The sequence below is a fragment of the Kurthia massiliensis genome (assembly GCF_000285555.1).
GTDB lineage: Bacteria > Bacillota > Bacilli > Bacillales_A > Planococcaceae > Kurthia > Kurthia massiliensis.
The window spans coordinates 579,841-597,240 of record NZ_HE610997.1 but is presented as its reverse complement, the minus strand read 5'-3'; the positions used below and the strand labels follow the sequence as shown (position 1 = coordinate 597,240).

Genomic DNA, 17,400 nt, shown 5'->3' with positions numbered 1-17,400 from the left:
AAAAAAGCCTCCCTTAATTATGAAGTGCGATAACGATTGTAAAAACGAATACGGTCAAATGCTTCAATACTTTCTTCAGGGACACGACTGCCGATACGTGCCATTAAACAGTTTGCAGGATGGGCTGTAATTTCCGGGTCGTCTGTCGTATATTCAATTAAACCACCGGCATTCATCATCTTCTCCATCATTTTGCGATAATCCCATACCGATAAGCCGGTACTTTTCAAATCCCAATGCCAATAATACTCCGTTGTAATAACAATAAAATCTTCTAACGCATCATCGCTCATGCTTAAACGTACGAGCGCTTTACCGACGCCGGCACCGCGGCATTCGGAAATGACTTCAATAGCGCCTAGCTCAATTAAATCGTCCATTTTTGCTTCGGACCAACGTTCTAGCGGGTCGGGATATAAAATCGTCACATAGCCGACAATGACATCATCTAGTCGTGCGACGACGATGCGTCCTTCAGGCATTTGAGAAATATTTAGAAGCGCTTTATATTGCTGGGGGGCAGGGCGAAAAGCTTTTAACCCTGGATGTAGCGAAAATTGCTGTAACGATTCATACGATAAGGGGCCTTCAAGTATTAATGTCCCCATGTTGCTCTCTAACGTCTGTGAAGCAAACGTCTTTATATGTTCCAAGCGTTTTCCCTCCTCAATGTATAATCCTTTGTACATATTATACAGGAATATTTTAGAAAAAAATCAAATGAACTCAAAAAAACATGCGTAAACGAGAAAATTTTGAATAAATCGTGAAAAGAAAAGAGCCGAACCGCAATATTGCGATTCGACTCTTTTGCATTAGAAACCGTTATTTGATTCAGCTGGTGGCGTCGTCTCTGTCGACGTTTCAGCATTGTTATTTGTTGTGTCTGTATCAGTTGTTGTACCGTTTTCGTCCTCTTTATTAGCTTCTTTTTCTTTCTTGCCACTCAATGCATTCGTGTCGCCACCGAATGGTTGTAAAATGCCAGCTGGCGTGAATTTTTTCAATGAAATAGATGTATTCACAAGGTCTGTAGAACAACTGCTACCTTCGATTGAACATGTTTGACGTTTTGCTACATTATAAGGCTGTTGGAATCGTTTACCAGATGCTGTTGCTAAACTTTGGTCTGTATCGTAAATCGAGTTCATTAATTGACCCCATAGACGGTTAATACGTTCAGAAGGTTTGCCGTAGTAGTTCGAGCCATAATCTAATGTTGACGGCGTATCGTAACCGAGCCATAAACCTAATGAAATGTCTTTGTTATAACCGACGAACCAAACGTCGTTATAGTTTTGTGTCGTACCAGATTTTGCAGCGAAATCAGCACCAAATTTTAATGTGCCATTTGCTACTTTACCCGTACCAGATTTTAAAACATCACGTAACATATCTGTGACGATATATGATGTTTCTTCAGAGAATACTTTTTTCTTTTTCGCTTTATGTTTGTAAACCGTTTTGCCTTCTTTATCGACGATTTTCGTAATCATGTACGCATCGACAAATTCACCGTTATTGGCAAATGTTGCGAAAGCATTCGTGTTTTCTTCAATTGTTGAACCGTATTGTAAACCACCAAGTGCTGCAGAGTATGTCGTACGGTCTGTTTCAGTAATGTGATCAAAGCCAAGTTTATCTAAATATTTCATAGGCTTGTTACCGAAGTTTAAACCGTATAAACGAACAGCTGGTAAGTTTAATGAATTTTTTAGTGCGTAACGCGCAGAAACGATACCTTTCGGTGTTGCACCGCCATAGTTTTCAAGCGGATTTGATGCAGACCAACCGTGTGTCGTAACTGTAACGTCAGGTAGGGCACTACCTGCACTAATAATTCCGTTTTCAATTGCTGGGCCGTATACGAGTAGCGGCTTGATTGTAGAACCAGGTTGACGTTTTGTTTGTGTCGCGTGGTTTACGTTTTCAATGTTGTAATCTCGGCCACCGATGAAGCTTTTAATTTTACCTGTCGCATTTTCAATCGCCATTGCGCCGACTTGTACAGGTGCTTCAATTGTTTTTGTTTCGCCTGTTTCTGAATCAGTTGTTTGAGCTGATTTTGATACACCGTAGCTTGAGAAGTTGTTTTTCACACTATTCATACCATCGTACATTTTTTTGTCGATTGTTGAATAGATTTTATAACCTTTCGTACGTAACTCACGGTCTGCTAAAATTTTATATTTCTCTCGTAAGCGTGCTTCGTTTTCGATACGGCTTGCTTCAATACCATCACGTTTCGCAATGATTTTCGCCATTTCTTCTTTTGCACGTTCTTCGATTTCATATGTGACATATGGATATTTTTCAGCAGCGCGCGCTTCTTTCGCACGGAAGTCTTTTTTAATGTTATATTTTAGTGCTTTTTTGTATTGCTTCGTCGAAATTTTATCTGTTTCATGCATACGATACAATACAGTTTTCATACGGTTAATACCGATTTGTAACTGTTTATCGTCTTTTAATGCACCTGATTGTGTATAAGGTGTATATGCGTAAGGGGATTGTGGAATCCCTGCGATATAAGCAGCTTGTGCAAGATTTAATTTTTTTGCGCTTGTATCGAAAATTCCTTCTGCAGCAGTTTCAACGCCGGCAATATTTGTGCCCGAAGAGTTACGACCGTAAGGAATAACGTTTAAGTAAGCTTCTAAAATTTCATCTTTCGTCATGAATATTTCAAGACGTTGTGCGAGTAATAATTCTTTTGCTTTACGTTCGTAAGACACTTCATTCGTTAAAATTTGGTTTTTAATTAACTGTTGCGTTAATGTAGAACCACCTGTTTGCGAGTCAGAATTTGAAATATCTTGTGCAAGACCGCGAAGTACGGCCTTCGGTACAATACCGTTATGTTTATAGAAGTTTTCATCCTCTGTTGCAATCACGGCATCAATTAATGTCGGTGCGACTTTATCGAGCGTCGTTTCTGTACGCTCTAAATCTGTGCGCATTTTGCCTAAATATTGGTTGCCTGCAAAGTATAATTTACTCGTCTCTTCGTAATTGTGAACCATCGATACCATTTCTTTTTTCGAGGTAAGGGGCTCTTCTTTAACGAGTGACGCGAAATAACCTGCACCAATCGATCCGACGAAAACGATTCCGAGGACGGCAAAGAGTACAAAAATCATGATTAAGTTTTTCAATACACCTGTCGTGATACGGAAATACTTCATCCATGTTTTGTTTGATAACGTCTCAAGTTTAGCATCGAATTGGTCGACCCACTGTTTGATTTTGTTCACTCACATGACGTTGCAAAAAGTTCACAAAGGCGTGATGTTGCTACTTTCTGAACGCCTTCCTCCTTTATGTTCTAAATTAAGGGACTAAGCTCGTGCAACGGCTAGCTTAGTTTTGTAAATGCTCATACGTGTTATGTATCAATCACTGATTCATACATTACATCTTACCCTAATCTTCTCGTTTTATGCCACTTTTAAATGAACGTATTTTACGAAAAGATTTCGATAAAATCTCGTCTATTATAACATATTCAGTCTAATTTATTGACATTTGATTTATGAACAGTGATAATAGCCTATATATGAATCGAACGGTGAAGAATGCGCAGTAATGTCCGTATTTCCTGTATAGAGAGCTAGCGGTTGGTGGAAGCTAGACATAGTACGTGGCATGAATTACACATTCGGAGTGAGACGTATGTACTGCGATAAAGTACGAATCAAGCGGGAGATTTTTCACAATCTCCAAGCCGGGTGGTACCGCGTTATACGTCCCTAACGTCCCTGCATCAATAGATGGCAGGGACGTTTTTATTTTGCATAAAAGGAACGAACGCAGAAACGCAACAGTTCCACTAATTTTGAGGAGGACTTTTACATGACAAACGCATTAATCGAAGACTTACAATGGCGCGGCCTGTTATACCAACAAACAGATGAAGAAGGTATGGCAAAGTTACTAAACGACGAAAAAGTAGCATTATACGTAGGTGTTGACCCAACTGCTGATTCTATGCACATCGGTCACATCGTACCAATGTTAACACTTCGTCGTTTCCAACAAGCTGGTCACCAACCAATTCTTTTAGTCGGTGGTGCAACAGGTATGATCGGTGACCCATCAGGTCGCTCAACAGAACGTAACCTATTAACAGCTGAACAAATTCAACATAACGTAGACTGCATTAAAGCACAACTTAGTCGCATTTTTGATTTCTCAAATGAAGCAAACGGTGCACAACTTGTGAACAACTACGATTGGTTCGGTAATATGACAACAATCGAATTTTTACGTGACTTCGGTAAATTAATCAACATTAACTACATGCTTGGTAAAGATACAATTTCATCACGTCTTGAATCAGGTTTATCATTCACTGAATTCACATACACATTAATCCAAGGTATGGACTTCAACCACTTATACGACAACCACAACGTACGTATTCAGGTTGGTGGTTCTGACCAATGGGGTAACATTACAACTGGTCTTGAAATTATTCGTAAAACACACGATGAAGAAGCGAAAGCATTCGGCTTTACGATTCCATTAGTGACAAAATCAGACGGCACAAAATTCGGTAAAACAGCGGGTGGTGCCGTATGGTTAGACGCTGAAAAAACATCTCCATACGAGTTCTACCAATTCTGGTTAAATACAGCAGATTCTGACGTTGTAAAATACTTAAAAATCTTCACATTCTTATCTCGTGAAACAATTGAAGCATTAGCTGAAAAAGTAGAAACAGAAGCGCACTTACGTGAAGCACAAAAAACATTAGCTGCTGAAATGACAAAATTAATTCACGGTGAAGAAGGTTTAGAGCAAGCACTTAAAATTACAGCTGCACTATTCTCAGGTGATTTAAAAGCACTTTCAGTAGAAGAAATGAAAGTGGCATTCTCAGGCGTACCTTCAGTAGAAGTTGCAAAAGCAGATGCGAATATCGTTGACTTATTAGTAGAAGCGAAAATTTCTTCATCTAAACGTCAAGCACGTGAAGACGTAACAAACGGTGCGATTTCAGTCAATGGTGAAAAAGTGAAAGAACTTGATTACACAATTGATGCAAAAGATCGTCTAGAAGATGCATTCACAATTATCCGTCGTGGTAAGAAAAAATACTTCATGGTGAAATTCGCTTAATGAATCTAAAAAAACCGCTAGCAGCAGCTGGCGGTTTTTTTATTGCAGACCGTGAATAATTTTCATTGCAGCATTCGGATCATAACCGAGTACCCAATAGCCTTCGATATTCGTTTGTGGGGCACCGAGGCGACCGGTTTCGTTCATTAAATATTGCGCCACTTCAGGACCATCAATTGTAACGACGGTATAATCAATATGTTGTTCGGCTAAAAACTGTTTCATTAATGTGCAATAGCCGCAGTTAGGTGTACTGTAGATTGTTGCTTGCATCAGTGCATACTTCCTTTCATAATAAGTACATCATATAAACCATTTGAAATAAACGCAAGTAGAGGAGTATTTATGGAAAACATTACAGCACAACAAGTTCAAGACGCATTAGCCGCAGGGGAAACGTTCAATATTATCGACGTACGCGAACATTTCGAAGTCGCTTATGGTATGATTCCGGGTGCAAAACATATCCCACTTGGTGAACTAGAATACCGCATGTCAGAGCTTGATGAACGTCAAAAATACGTATTCGTTTGTAAAGCAGGGGTGCGTAGCTATCATGCAGCGACATTTATGGAAAGCGTCGGTTTTGAAACGGTGAACTTAAGTGACGGCATGATGAGTTGGCAAGGAGAAGTTGTATTACCAGAAATGGAGTAGCGCATGCTACTTCATTTTTTTGATTGTCTGAAATAGGTTATAAATAGAATGATAACGGGCATTAATATAAAATGGAAATAACGACGAGAGGAGGAATAGAATGTTTGATTTATTTAAAATTGCGTGGAAAAGTCCACGCGAAGCTGTACATTTTGTGAACGATCATTCGTTCAGCAAATATTGGTTCGTTATGTTTTTAGCGGGTTTTGGCAATTTGAGCTACGCAAGCATTGATCCGGAAACCGGTAAATTAACGACGATAGGCATTTTAATGGCAATTATTTTCGCGATTCCGAGTGTGTGGATTGGCGCTATCGTAGCTGGATTCGTCACACATATCGCAGCTAAGCTATTCGGCGGAACAGGTACATTTAAAGCGATGCGAAAAGGGTATTACGTTTCACTATTACCGTACGTATTGGCGACGCCACTTGCTATTATTTATTTTATTTTAATCAATGTGACAAACAGTGAGATTAATGTATACAGCATGATTATGGCCCTTTTATTATTTGTAATCGGGATTGTGACGATCGTACTAGAAGTTATCGTCATTTCGGAAGTGGAAAACATTTCGATTGGTCGTGCGATTGGTACGATGATCGTTACGATTATTTTCGGCTTCATTATTGTCATGATTATTATTGTTGCTATTATTGCAATACTTGCAGTCGGAGGCAGTTTGCTTCAATCATAAAAAAAGGACATCTTCTGATGAGGATGTCCTTTTTACGTAAAGAAAAAGCAGACTGCCGAGGCAATCTGCTTTAACGAATACGCTACTAGCGAGAGTAGAACTCTACGATGTACGCTTCGTTGATTTCAGAAGATAATTCTGAACGTTCTGGTAAACGTACGAAAGTACCTTCTTTTTTGTCAGCGTCAAAAGTTAAGTATTCAGGAACGAATGTGTTAACTTCTAAAGCTTCAGTTACAGCTGTAAGGTTAAGAGATTTTTCACGAAGAGAAATCACTTGGCCTGGTTTAACGCTGTAAGATGGGATATCAACGCGTTTACCATCAACTGTTACGTGACCGTGGTTTACTAATTGGCGAGCTGCACGACGAGTGCGAGCTAAACCTAAACGGTAAACTAGGTTATCAAGGCGAGTTTCAAGTAAGATCATGAAGTTTTCGCCGTGTACGCCGGCTTGTTTGCCAGCTTTTACGAATAAGTTGTGGAATTGACGTTCAGTCATACCATACATGTGGCGTAATTTTTGTTTTTCTTGTAATTGTAAGCCGTACTCAGAGATTTTTTTACGTTGAGTTGGGCCGTGTTGACCTGGAGCGTATGGGCGTTTTTCGATTTCTTTACCAGTACCGCTTAAAGAAATGCCTAAACGACGAGATAGTTTCCATGATGGACCTGTATAACGAGACATTTAAAGTCCCTCCTATGATTTTTATTTGGTATAAAACAAAAATCAGTCGTATTTAGTATAGGCGTCATTTTGCCTTCATGTATGTTCGTTCATGCAGCCGACGAATTACTTATACACCATCTAGAAAACTAGAGGGGCAAACTGAAGCGACTAAACCATACAACCGCTGCGTTTATTTTACACAAGTGCTATTGTACGTGACTGAGCTATGTAAAGTCAAGCAATATTATCGGACAAAAAAAGAATTGCTTCAAAAGCAATTCCTCGAAAAATTATAAATATTTTTCTAATGTACGTGCGAATAACTCGATGCCATCACGGTCTGTTTCGTCGAAGCGTCCTGTAGAAGGGCTATCGATGTCTAACACGCCGAATAGTGCGCCATCTTTTGAAAGTGGCACAACGATTTCTGAATTTGTCGCAGCATCACAAGCGATATGGCCAGGGAATGCGTGCACATCTTTCACAAGTTGCGTTTCCATCGTTTTTGCAGCTGTACCACAAACGCCACGTCCAATTGGAATATGAACGCATGCTGGTAAGCCTTGGAATGGTCCTAGTAATAATTCATCGTTTTTATATAGGTAGAAACCACACCAGTTGACATCGTTTAAAAATTGATTTAATAATGCTGATGCATTACTTAAAATCGCCATGTGATCTGTTTCGCCTTCAAGTAGTGCAGCTAGTTGTTTTGATAATAATGTGTATTGCGCAGCTAAATCGCCTGCATAAGTCGTTTTTTCGAACATGTTGAGAACCCCTTAAATCATAATATCGTCGTAATAGTTGTGTAAATCTTTTACTTGGTGGGCATCAGAGCCGAAAACGAGTTGTAAGCCGAGTGATTTGGCGTAGTCAATATAACGTGGCGCTGGATAGCTTTCTTGGCAATACTTTTTCGATAATCCTGCACTGTTGACGTCTAACTCGTAGCCATGCTCGTGCATAGACGTTAATATTTCACGAATGTGATGATCGTCGTCAATAACTTCGCCATGTGCTAATTGAAATTTATGTACGAGCGTCGGGTGACCGATTCGCTTCGGCTTATAATGACCTAAATTCGCAGTAATAGATTGTTTCACAGTATCATAATATAAATTGTAGACAGCTTCAACTGAACCGACTCGGCGTGCAAAATCGATAAATACCTCATCTGAAAAATCGATACATACGTATTCATTATGATACTTTAAAAAGTGAACCGATAAAATCGCATCGTCAAATAGATGACCATATGTATTTAAAAATGCAGTCGTCTGTGCTTCGTAACCTTCGATGAAATCAAGCTCTACGCCTAAACGAATACGAATTTGATCGCGATATTGTGTTTGAAGGTTCTGAATTTTTTCGACATATGCACGGAAGTTTTCCATCGTCATAAAGCTATCTTGATCCGGCGTCGGATCGATGAAATCCGCTGGAATCGGGGCATGCTCGGTAAATGAAATATCGGTAAATCCTTCACTGATTGCTTTTTCAATATAGCTTTCAAATGTGTCTGTTGTGCCATGTGGGCAATAAGGAGAATGGATATGACCATCTCGTTTCATAATAAATCCCTCCAGTTTAATGGAAAATTGATGAAATTGTATACTTTTAGATAAACAAAAGTAATAAAAACATGGTACTATTAAACAAAATATAGAATTAAGAAAAGTATATAGTACAAGGACAAGGGGGCTTACGATGATTAAATACATCATTCCAATCATCATCGTACTAATCGTAATTATAGCAGTCATCTTTGTTTTTCGTAACAAACATCTTACAGAGATGAAACGACTGCAAGCACTCAAAGACAAACTTCAAATGAAGCCTGTGCAAGATGAACTCGCGAAAGTAAAGGGTTTAAATATGAATGGGCAAACAGAAGAAATGTTTGAGAGCTGGAAAAATAAGTGGGAAAATTTAAACGACCAAGAGTTCCCTAAGATTGATGCATTAATTGACGAGCTACGTGGCCATATCGATCGTTTCCAGTTCGGTAAAGCGTCGATTGCTGAAAAAGAAATTGATGCGCGCATTGCGGACGCTGACAAAACAATTATTCAAATTTTAGATGAATTAGACTACTTAGTGAATAGCGAAAAACAAAGCAGTATTGAAATTGAACAATTACATGAACAATATCGTACGTCTCGTAAAACGTTACTTGCGCACCAATATTCATTCGGTGATGCAGCACGTCCACTCGAAGAACGTTTAGAATTGTTCAATCCGCAGTTTGAAGATTATCATCAATTAACAGAAGCGGGCGATTATTTAAAAGCGCGCGAAATCGTTGAACATTTGAATCGTGAAGGTCAAGAAATTTTTAAATTGATCTCAACGATTCCAGGATTACTGCGTGAAATTCAAAAGCAAATTCCTTCTGATTTACAAGAACTTCGTTACGGACATAATGAGTTAGTAGATACAGGATTTTACTTACGTCATTTAGAAATTCCTGAATGGATTCGTGATATCGAAGGAGAATTAATTGAATTAAAAGATAAAGTCGCTGAGCTAGAAATTGGAACAGCGGAATTACGCGTTCAAGAAATTCGTGAAGATATTGATCATTACTTTGATGCATTAGAAGCAGAATACAATTCGAAAAAATATGTCGACCAATCTGTTGCACCGATTGGTACGCGCCTTCACGAAGTATTAAAGTATACGATGGATACAGCGAAAGAAACTGAAGAAGTTCAAAAAAGTTACCAAATACCACAAAATGAAGCGGCAATTCCTGTGAATTGTAAGCAAGAGTTAACGAGCATTCAACAACGTTATGAAACGATCGTGCACGAGCTAGAACTTCATCAAGCTGCGTACTCAATGGTAGAAGTAGAATTAAAAGAAATTGCAAACGATGTTGAACGTATTTTTGAAGAACAAGATGCGTTCTCAGACCGTCTGAAAAATTTACGTCTCGACGAAAATAGTGCAGCGGATCGTTTAAAAAAATATACAGCGAAATTACGTGACACAGAACGCCGATTACATAAGGCCAATATCCCTGGTATTCCAGATGATATTGACGCACGTTTGTCAGAAGCAGAAGAGCAGTTATTTATTGCACACAATAAATTAAAAGCCATTCCACTTGATATGCCGGATGTATTTGAAGCGGTGAAAACAGCAGAAATCGCTGTCAATGAAACGACGAAACACGTTGACAGTATGATCGAAGACGTGAAGCTTGTAGAGTTACTCATTCAGTACGGAAATCGCTATCGCATGACGAAGCCTGGTATGGATGAAAGTTTAACAGAAGCAGAAGATGCATTTAACAATAAGCGCTATACGAAAGCACTTGAAATTGCCGCAAAAGCTGTTGAAAATGTTGAACCAGGTACAATTGTGAAATTAGAAGAAATTGTCAACGAAACATTAGGCAAAGCATAAAAAGGTGCGTCGGAAGGTCAAACTTCTGACACACCTTTTTTAATTTGGCTCAAATAACTGATAAAGCAAATTTTTTGTTATATAATATGTACTTAGCAAAAGACATATGTTTTTGTTAGAAGGAAGGAATTGACAAAATGATTTATCTTGATCACAGTGCCACAACGAAACCAAGCGCTGAAGTCATGCATACATTTATCCAGGCGAACGAACGTTATTATGCGAATCCTGCATCACTTCATGAGATGGGCGTATCAGTAAATAACTTATTAAATCGTTCTCGTGAACAAGTAGCGGGACTTATCCATACAACGCCTGAACATGTTATTTTCACATCAGGTGGTTCAGAATCAAACAACTTTTTAATTAAAGGCTTAGCCCGTGCGAATACGCATCGTGGTAAACATATCGTCGTTTCAAGCATCGAGCACGCCTCTGTATTAGAAACGGCCCGTGCGTTAGAACACGAAGGTTTTACAGTAGATTACGTTAACGTCGACCGTCACGGTGTCGTTGATTTAGAAGATTTAAAAGCGAAATTAACAAAAGATACAGTCGTTGTCAGCATTATGCATGTCAACAATGAGATGGGTGCAATTCAACCGATTGCGCAAATCGCGCAAATTGTTCGTGACAACAGCCGCGCATTTTACCATGTCGATGCTGTACAAAGTTTCGGGAAATTACCGATTCAATTTAATGATGATTTAGGTCCAGATGCAATTTCAATTTCTGGTCATAAAATTAACGGTTTAAAAGGAACTGGTATTGCAGCACTTCGTAAACGTACGACAATTGAGCCGATTATTCATGGCGGCGGTCAAGAAATGGGTTTACGTAGCGGTACAGTTGCTGTTCCTCAAGACGTTGCTCTCGCAAAAGCGGCCCGTATTGCAATTGAAAATCAACGCGAACGTGCAGTGAAATATGCTGCTTGGCGTAACGATATTCATGCCTTTTTAGAACCGATGGAAGATGTACACGTATTATCTTCTAACGACGGTGCACCACATATCGTATCTTGCTCGATTCGTGGCTTAAAAGGTGAAGTCATCGTTAATGCGATGCAACGCGCAGGCGTCATCGTTTCAACATCAAGTGCTTGTCATTCAAAAGACAATCAAATTAGCCATGTCGTACAAGCAATTGGCGTACCAGACGATTTTGCACGTGGTGTCATTCGTATGAGCTTCGGTGAAGGATTAACAGACGCAGACATTGAAACATTTAAACAAGCATTCGCGCAAGTCGTGAAACAAGTTAGAGGAGAGATTAAAACCCATGAAATGGCATGAGATTTTAGTACGTTACGGTGAAATTACGACGAAAGGCCGTAATCGTAATCAATTTATTAACCGTCTACGTGACAATATTAAAGCGACGTTCAAAGACTTAGACGATATGAAAATTCGTTTAGAACGCGACCGTATGTACATTAGAAGTTCATCAGACGAAGAAATGGAACAACTGATTCAACGTTTACCAGACGTGTTCGGTATCCAATCATTTAGCCCAGTGGCAGAATGTCCAACAGATTTAGATGCGATGAAAGCGTTAGGTAAAGAAATCGTTTCTACATTAGATTATGCAGGTAAATCATTCAAAGTAAATGTGAAACGTTCATTCAAGCGCTTCCCATTAGAAACGTATGAGTTAAACCGTGAGCTTGCAAGCTACGTATTAACAGAACTACCTGGTATGACAGTAGAAATGAAAAACCCTGATATTGAGCTACGCGTCGAAGTACGTGAAGAAGCAACATATATGATGGTCGATATTATTCCTGGTGCTGCTGGTCTTCCAGTAGGTTCAAACGGTAAAGCATTACTATTATTATCAGGCGGTATTGATAGCCCAGTCGCAGCATACTTAATGATGAAACGTGGCGTAACAGTCGAAGCAATTCACTTCTTCAGTCCACCATTTACGAGCGATCAATCACTTGGTAAAGTAAAAGAATTATGCCAAATTATTAGCAAATTCGGCGGTAAAGTAAAATTACACGTCATTCCATTTACAGAAATCCAACAAACGATTCAACAAGCTGTGCCGAAAAACGTAACGATGACAACGACACGTCGTTTAATGATGAAAATCTCTGATATCGTGCGTAGCGAAACGAAATGTAAAGCACTTGTAACAGGTGAAAACTTAGGTCAAGTAGCTTCTCAAACGTTAGACAGCTTAGCAGCGATTAATGCGGTGACAAATACACCAATTTTACGCCCATTAATTACGTATGATAAATTAGAAATTATCGACATCGCGCAAAAAATTGGCACATACGAAACATCAATCGTACCATTTGAAGATTGCTGTACAGTATTTACACCAGCAAATCCGAAAACAAAACCACGCGTTGAAAAAATGGAATACTACGAAAGCTTTACAGACTTCGATGAAATGATTGCGAAAGCAGTACGTAATCGTGAAATCCATACATTCCCGAAAAAAGAAGTTGTAAGTGACTTCGACGATTTACTATAAGAGAAAAATTTCAAAAAAATCTTCCGGATTTATTCGGAAGATTTTTTCTGTTTTAAAGAGAAAATTGTTTCCTTTTCGAGCATATAAATGTAAAATAATAACTGTATAAAAATTCCAAACATTTTTATATGACAAATGTTAGTAGTAGGTACTAATGTTTAGTGCTAGTATGTAGTTATCTAAACACGAATTGTTTGACTAGGGGGAGTTCATGATGAAACAAAAAGATCTCATCGCACCACAAAGCTATAATTTAGCAGAGGAAATTCGACGTTTTGCAACTGGAGAAGATCGTACAGCACTGATTTACGAAGATGACGAAGGAAACAAAAACACGATTACGTATGATGCGCTCGTAAAACGTGCAAACAAAGTATCGCAAGCACTACAAGCGCAAGGCCTTCAAAAAGGCGACGTTATGCTTGTCATGGTACCGCGTTTAATTCAAGCGTACACAATTTATTTAGCAGCCATTCAAGCGGGTGTTATCGTTATTCCTAGCTCTGAAATGTTGCGCGCAAAAGATATTGATTATCGTATTACACATAGTCGTGCGAAAGCAGTTGTCGCTTATGCACCTCTTGTAGCAGAGTTTGATGAAGCAGAACATGTCGACCATGTAAAGAAATTTACGATCGGTGAAGCAGAAGGTTGGGTCAACTTATCGACAGCAGCCGATGAATTTAGCGAATCATTTGATGTCGTTGAAACGAATAGCCAAGATACGGTATTTTTATCGTATACGAGTGGCACGACGGGCAATCCGAAAGCGGCGGTACATACGCACTCTTGGGCATATGCACATTTACGCACAGCTTCTCGTGCATGGTTAGGCGCGGAAGAAGGACGCATCGTTTGGGCGACAGCAAGTCCTGGTTGGCAAAAATGGATTTGGAGTCCATTTTTATCTGTTCTCGGCACGGGAGCTATCGGCTTTGTTTATAATGGTCATTTCGAGCCGCATAAATATTTACAATTGCTACAAGACTACAAAGTAGAAGCACTATGCTGCACACCGACAGAATATCGCATTATGGCGAAAATCGAAAATTTAGCCGACTATGATTTAAGTCATTTAAAGAGCGCTGTTTCAGCAGGTGAACCGCTGAATATCGAAGTGGTCGATACGTTTAAACGCGAGTTTGGTATTACGGTACGCGACGGTTACGGTCAAACCGAAAATACGTTACTTGTCGGTACGATGCTCGGTATGACGCCGCGACCTGGTTCAATGGGTAAACCGACGCCGGGTAACATCGTCGATATCGTCAATGAAGATGGTGAAGTGTGCGAGCCAGGTGTTGTCGGTAATATTGCTGTCCACAAATCAACGCCTGCTTTATTTAAAGAGTATTTTGAAGATCCAGCACGTACGGCGCAACAATATATCGGTGATTACTACATTACTGGTGACCGCGCGCGTAAAGATGAAGATGGTTATTTCTGGTTTGAAGGTCGTCGTGATGATATTATTATTAGTTCAGGCTATACAATCGGACCTTTTGAAGTAGAAGATGCGCTCATTAAACATCCAGCCGTTTCGGAATGTGCAGTTGTCGCAAGTCCACACGAATTGCGTGGCGCAATCGTAAAAGCATACGTCGTTTTAAAAGATACGAGCCGTCAACATGAAGAGGACTTCGTCAAAGAATTACAAAACTTCGTGAAAGAACATACAGCACCATACAAATACCCACGTGCAATCGAGTTTATCGACGAGCTGCCGAAAACAACTTCTGGCAAAATCCGTCGTGTCGAATTACGTGAGGCTGAATACCAACGTTAATTGTCATATGAACAGCAGGCGGATTTCCTCTCACAAATCCGCCTGCTTTTTCGTTTGTATTTTTTTGCTATAATAAGGCCATGTTACATGTAAAAGGAGTCTTCTTATGCAAAATGAAAGAAAAGGGATCATTGCAGCACTCATTGCGTATATGTGCTGGGGGTTATTCCCGCTTTACTGGAAAGCGTTAGCAGGCGTTGGCAGTGAAGAAATTTTAGCGAGTCGCGTCATTTGGAGCTTTATTCTAACATTACTTTTCGTCATTTTTATTCGAAAAAGTCATGCGCTCGTCCGCGACGTCAAAGCATTATGGCAACACCAAAAATCATTTTGGACATTAATGCTTGCCGCATACTTAATTATGGTGAACTGGTATTTATACATTTGGGCTGTAAACCATAATCACATTTTAGAAACGAGTCTAGGTTATTATTTAAATCCAATCGTTTCTATTTTGCTAGGCATTATCTTTTTAAAAGAACGCTTATCGAAAATCCAATTGATTGCAGTGGCAATTGCACTTATTGGTGTCGTCATTATGATGGTCAATTACGGTCGCATACCTTACGTATCGCTCGGCTTAGCGTGCTCATTCGGTGTGTATGGGTTGCTGAAAAAACGCATTAAACTCGATGCAACACGTGGCCTCATTATTGAAACAGCGTTCGTATTACCGTTGGCGCTCTTATATTATGCATATTTAGCATATGAAGGAAAAATGGCTTTCGGTATGGTAGACTGGAAAACGACGGTATTACTAATTGGTGGGGGTGCTGTGACATCGATACCACTCGTCTTATTTGCCATCGGTGCACAAAACATTCCATTATATTTAGTTGGCTTTATTCAATATGTATCACCGACGCTTACATTGCTCATCGGCGTGTTTGTGTATGGTGAAACATTCGGTTCGACAGAATTGCTATCATTTGGCTTCATTTGGGTAGCGCTTGCTATTTTCTCTGTCACAACGATTTTAGATGTAAGAAAACATCATCATAAAACAGTATAGGGAGGACGAGGTATATGAACGCAAAGCGTTGGTGGGCAGTAGGAATTGCCATTTTCCTATTTGTCGCCTCGACAGGATTTACTGCAGTAACAACACTCATGTCGAAAGATGTAAGTGAAGGACTGACGTCATTTTTAGATGACGAAGAGTTATTATCAGAAGACCGTCTAACGGCTGGGGATACAGATAGAAGAATTGCTGTATTAACAGTAGATGGTACGATTCAAGACACTGGCGATACGTCTTCATTACTTTCAAGTGAGACGTACAATCATGATTTATTTTTACAACAGTTAGATCAAGTGAAAGAAGACCAAACTGTCAAAGGTGTTGTGTTGAATGTGAATTCACCTGGTGGCGGTGTGGTCGAATCAAAACAAATTTATGAACGCATTAAAGCGATTCAATCAGAACGTAAAATCCCTGTTTATGTGTCAATGGGTGCGATGGCAGCTTCTGGCGGTTACTACATTTCAGCGCCAGCAGACAAAATTTTCGCCGATGAAGAAACGATGACAGGGTCAATCGGTGTCATTATGCAAGGTGTGAACTATTCGAAATTAGCGAAAAAATACGGTGTTGAATTTGAAACGATCAAAACAGGTCCGTATAAAGATATTATGAGTGGCACACGTGAAATGACAGACGAAGAACGCGACATTTTACAAAATATGATTAATGAATCATACGATCGTTTCTTAACAGTGATCGCAGACGGTCGCGATATGTCGAAAAAAGAAGTGAAAAAATTAGCAGATGGTCGTATTTATAGCGGTTCTCAAGCGAAAGAAGTCGGTTTAGTCGATGAGCTTGGCTATGAAGAAGATGCAATTGCTGCGATGAAAAAAGAACAAGATTTAAAAGGTGCAGAAGTGTTTGAGTATAGTGCAAATACAGATTGGGCATCTATGTTTGCAGTGAAAGCGAGCTCAGTATTAATGAGTGGCTCAGCAGATGCACAAATTATCGGTAAAATGTTAACGAACTACAATAGCGCACCGCGTATGATGTATATGTACGGGAACGAATAGGAGGGTGAACGATGCAAGAAGTAACCTATGAAGCAAAGTCAGCGGGCTTTTGGATTCGTCTATGCGCTTACACAGTCGATACGCTCCTCATTTGGGCAGTGTTAAAACTACTCGTCGTTCGCAATTTGTTTCGTGCGCTCGATATAGATGATATGAAGCTATGGATTTTTAGCGTTGAAAGTGTTGTGGCAGGTATCCTATTTTACGTCTACTTCGTCATTATGACGAAAATTTGTGGACAGACGCTCGGTAAAATGATTTTCGGTTTGAAAGTCATTACTGAAAGTGGGAAGCCATTAAGCTGGGCAACGGTCATCGTACGTGAGTGGGCAGGTCGTTATATTTCTGTGAAAATTATGTTGCTTTACTTAATTACAGCAGTGACACCACATCATAAAGCACTGCACGATTTCCTTGCAGACACACGTGTCGTACACGAAAATACGTTCGAATTAAAGAAAAAGCCACAAACACCTGCACTTCAAGAGATGAAAGAGTTGCAAGGTGAAGGTCAAGTTTAGTAAA

General features: G+C 39.6%; 16 protein-coding genes. 10 read left to right on the top strand and 6 right to left on the bottom strand.

Features of this window, described 5'->3' with window-relative positions; translation table 11 throughout:
- Positions 1-17 precede the first annotated feature (17 nt).
- Together KMHG_RS07265 and KMHG_RS07260 are read right to left on the bottom strand one after the other, a co-directional pair.
- Positions 18-653 (bottom strand): GNAT family N-acetyltransferase, encoded by a 636-nt coding sequence (locus KMHG_RS07265; RefSeq protein WP_010288323.1) that lies wholly within the window; start codon positions 651-653, stop codon positions 18-20.
- A gap of 162 nt (positions 654-815) precedes the next feature.
- Entirely contained in the window at positions 816-3,254 is a 2,439-nt protein-coding gene (locus KMHG_RS07260) for a transglycosylase domain-containing protein (RefSeq protein ID WP_010288322.1), read from the bottom strand.
- A gap of 598 nt (positions 3,255-3,852) precedes the next feature.
- Here KMHG_RS07260 and tyrS point away from each other — a divergent pair.
- Positions 3,853-5,121 (top strand): tyrosine--tRNA ligase, encoded by a 1,269-nt coding sequence (gene tyrS, locus KMHG_RS07255; RefSeq protein WP_010288319.1) that lies wholly within the window; start codon positions 3,853-3,855, stop codon positions 5,119-5,121.
- 39 nt (positions 5,122-5,160) lie between these two features.
- On the opposite strand, the gene KMHG_RS07250 is transcribed toward tyrS, so the two are convergent.
- Complete coding sequence (locus KMHG_RS07250) at positions 5,161-5,394, bottom strand: glutaredoxin family protein (protein ID WP_010288316.1); 234 nt, start codon at positions 5,392-5,394, stop codon at positions 5,161-5,163.
- A 72-nt stretch (positions 5,395-5,466) separates the two neighbouring features.
- Between KMHG_RS07250 and KMHG_RS07245 the strand changes: the two genes are divergently transcribed.
- Positions 5,467-5,778: a rhodanese-like domain-containing protein gene (locus KMHG_RS07245; protein WP_010288313.1), complete on the top strand. Its 312-nt coding sequence runs from the start codon at positions 5,467-5,469 to the stop codon at positions 5,776-5,778.
- Positions 5,779-5,878: 100 nt separating this feature from the next.
- Positions 5,879-6,475 (top strand): YIP1 family protein, encoded by a 597-nt coding sequence (locus KMHG_RS07240; protein WP_010288311.1) that lies wholly within the window; start codon positions 5,879-5,881, stop codon positions 6,473-6,475.
- 85 nt (positions 6,476-6,560) lie between these two features.
- Here KMHG_RS07240 and rpsD read toward each other — a convergent pair whose 3' ends face one another.
- The 3 genes from rpsD to hisJ form a co-directional block, all read right to left on the bottom strand.
- Positions 6,561-7,163, bottom strand: a complete 603-nt coding sequence (gene rpsD / locus KMHG_RS07235) for a 30S ribosomal protein S4 (protein ID WP_010288310.1) — start codon at positions 7,161-7,163, stop codon at positions 6,561-6,563.
- A gap of 272 nt (positions 7,164-7,435) precedes the next feature.
- Entirely contained in the window at positions 7,436-7,915 is a 480-nt protein-coding gene (locus KMHG_RS07230; RefSeq protein WP_010288309.1) for a free L-methionine (R)-S-oxide reductase MsrC, read from the bottom strand.
- 12 nt (positions 7,916-7,927) lie between these two features.
- Positions 7,928-8,719, bottom strand: a complete 792-nt coding sequence (gene hisJ, locus KMHG_RS07225) for a histidinol-phosphatase HisJ (protein WP_010288308.1) — start codon at positions 8,717-8,719, stop codon at positions 7,928-7,930.
- Positions 8,720-8,855: 136 nt separating this feature from the next.
- Between hisJ and KMHG_RS07220 the strand changes: the two genes are divergently transcribed.
- The 7 genes from KMHG_RS07220 to KMHG_RS07190 all read left to right on the top strand — a co-directional run bounded on the left by KMHG_RS07220 (position 8,856) and on the right by KMHG_RS07190 (position 17,396).
- Positions 8,856-10,559 (top strand): septation ring formation regulator EzrA, encoded by a 1,704-nt coding sequence (locus tag KMHG_RS07220; protein ID WP_010288307.1) that lies wholly within the window; start codon positions 8,856-8,858, stop codon positions 10,557-10,559.
- 137 nt (positions 10,560-10,696) lie between these two features.
- Positions 10,697-11,854, top strand: coding sequence for a cysteine desulfurase family protein (locus tag KMHG_RS07215; protein ID WP_010288306.1), 1,158 nt, complete (start codon positions 10,697-10,699; stop codon positions 11,852-11,854).
- A complete protein-coding gene (gene thiI, locus KMHG_RS07210) occupies positions 11,841-13,046 on the top strand; it encodes a tRNA uracil 4-sulfurtransferase ThiI (protein ID WP_010288305.1) in 1,206 nt (401 codons plus the stop codon). The genes KMHG_RS07215 and thiI overlap by 14 nt, the downstream gene beginning before the upstream one ends.
- 214 nt (positions 13,047-13,260) lie before the next feature.
- Entirely contained in the window at positions 13,261-14,832 is a 1,572-nt protein-coding gene (mbcS, locus tag KMHG_RS07205) for an acyl-CoA synthetase MbcS (RefSeq protein WP_010288302.1), read from the top strand.
- A gap of 106 nt (positions 14,833-14,938) precedes the next feature.
- Positions 14,939-15,844 (top strand): EamA family transporter RarD, encoded by a 906-nt coding sequence (gene rarD / locus KMHG_RS07200; protein WP_010288300.1) that lies wholly within the window; start codon positions 14,939-14,941, stop codon positions 15,842-15,844.
- A 14-nt stretch (positions 15,845-15,858) separates the two neighbouring features.
- On the top strand, positions 15,859-16,875 hold the full coding sequence (gene sppA / locus KMHG_RS07195; RefSeq protein ID WP_010288299.1) for a signal peptide peptidase SppA: 1,017 nt from the start codon (positions 15,859-15,861) through the stop codon (positions 16,873-16,875).
- 11 nt (positions 16,876-16,886) lie between these two features.
- Positions 16,887-17,396, top strand: coding sequence for an RDD family protein (locus KMHG_RS07190; protein WP_010288297.1), 510 nt, complete (start codon positions 16,887-16,889; stop codon positions 17,394-17,396).
- The last annotated feature ends 4 nt before the right edge of the window (positions 17,397-17,400 follow it).

What these genes read in the sequence shown, in the direction of transcription:
- tyrS (WP_010288319.1), top strand. Translation starts at nt 3,853, where the DNA reads ATGACAAACGCATTAATCGAAGACTTACAATGGCGCGGCCTGTTATAC.
- KMHG_RS07250 (WP_010288316.1), bottom strand. Translation starts at nt 5,394, where the DNA reads ATGCAAGCAACAATCTACAGTACACCTAACTGCGGCTATTGCACATTA.
- KMHG_RS07245 (WP_010288313.1), top strand. Translation starts at nt 5,467, where the DNA reads ATGGAAAACATTACAGCACAACAAGTTCAAGACGCATTAGCCGCAGGG.
- KMHG_RS07240 (WP_010288311.1), top strand. Translation starts at nt 5,879, where the DNA reads ATGTTTGATTTATTTAAAATTGCGTGGAAAAGTCCACGCGAAGCTGTA.
- rpsD (WP_010288310.1), bottom strand. Translation starts at nt 7,163, where the DNA reads ATGTCTCGTTATACAGGTCCATCATGGAAACTATCTCGTCGTTTAGGC.
- KMHG_RS07230 (WP_010288309.1), bottom strand. Translation starts at nt 7,915, where the DNA reads ATGTTCGAAAAAACGACTTATGCAGGCGATTTAGCTGCGCAATACACA.
- hisJ (WP_010288308.1), bottom strand. Translation starts at nt 8,719, where the DNA reads ATGAAACGAGATGGTCATATCCATTCTCCTTATTGCCCACATGGCACA.
- KMHG_RS07220 (WP_010288307.1), top strand. Translation starts at nt 8,856, where the DNA reads ATGATTAAATACATCATTCCAATCATCATCGTACTAATCGTAATTATA.
- KMHG_RS07215 (WP_010288306.1), top strand. Translation starts at nt 10,697, where the DNA reads ATGATTTATCTTGATCACAGTGCCACAACGAAACCAAGCGCTGAAGTC.
- thiI (WP_010288305.1), top strand. Translation starts at nt 11,841, where the DNA reads ATGAAATGGCATGAGATTTTAGTACGTTACGGTGAAATTACGACGAAA.
- mbcS (WP_010288302.1), top strand. Translation starts at nt 13,261, where the DNA reads ATGAAACAAAAAGATCTCATCGCACCACAAAGCTATAATTTAGCAGAG.
- rarD (WP_010288300.1), top strand. Translation starts at nt 14,939, where the DNA reads ATGCAAAATGAAAGAAAAGGGATCATTGCAGCACTCATTGCGTATATG.
- sppA (WP_010288299.1), top strand. Translation starts at nt 15,859, where the DNA reads ATGAACGCAAAGCGTTGGTGGGCAGTAGGAATTGCCATTTTCCTATTT.
- KMHG_RS07190 (WP_010288297.1), top strand. Translation starts at nt 16,887, where the DNA reads ATGCAAGAAGTAACCTATGAAGCAAAGTCAGCGGGCTTTTGGATTCGT.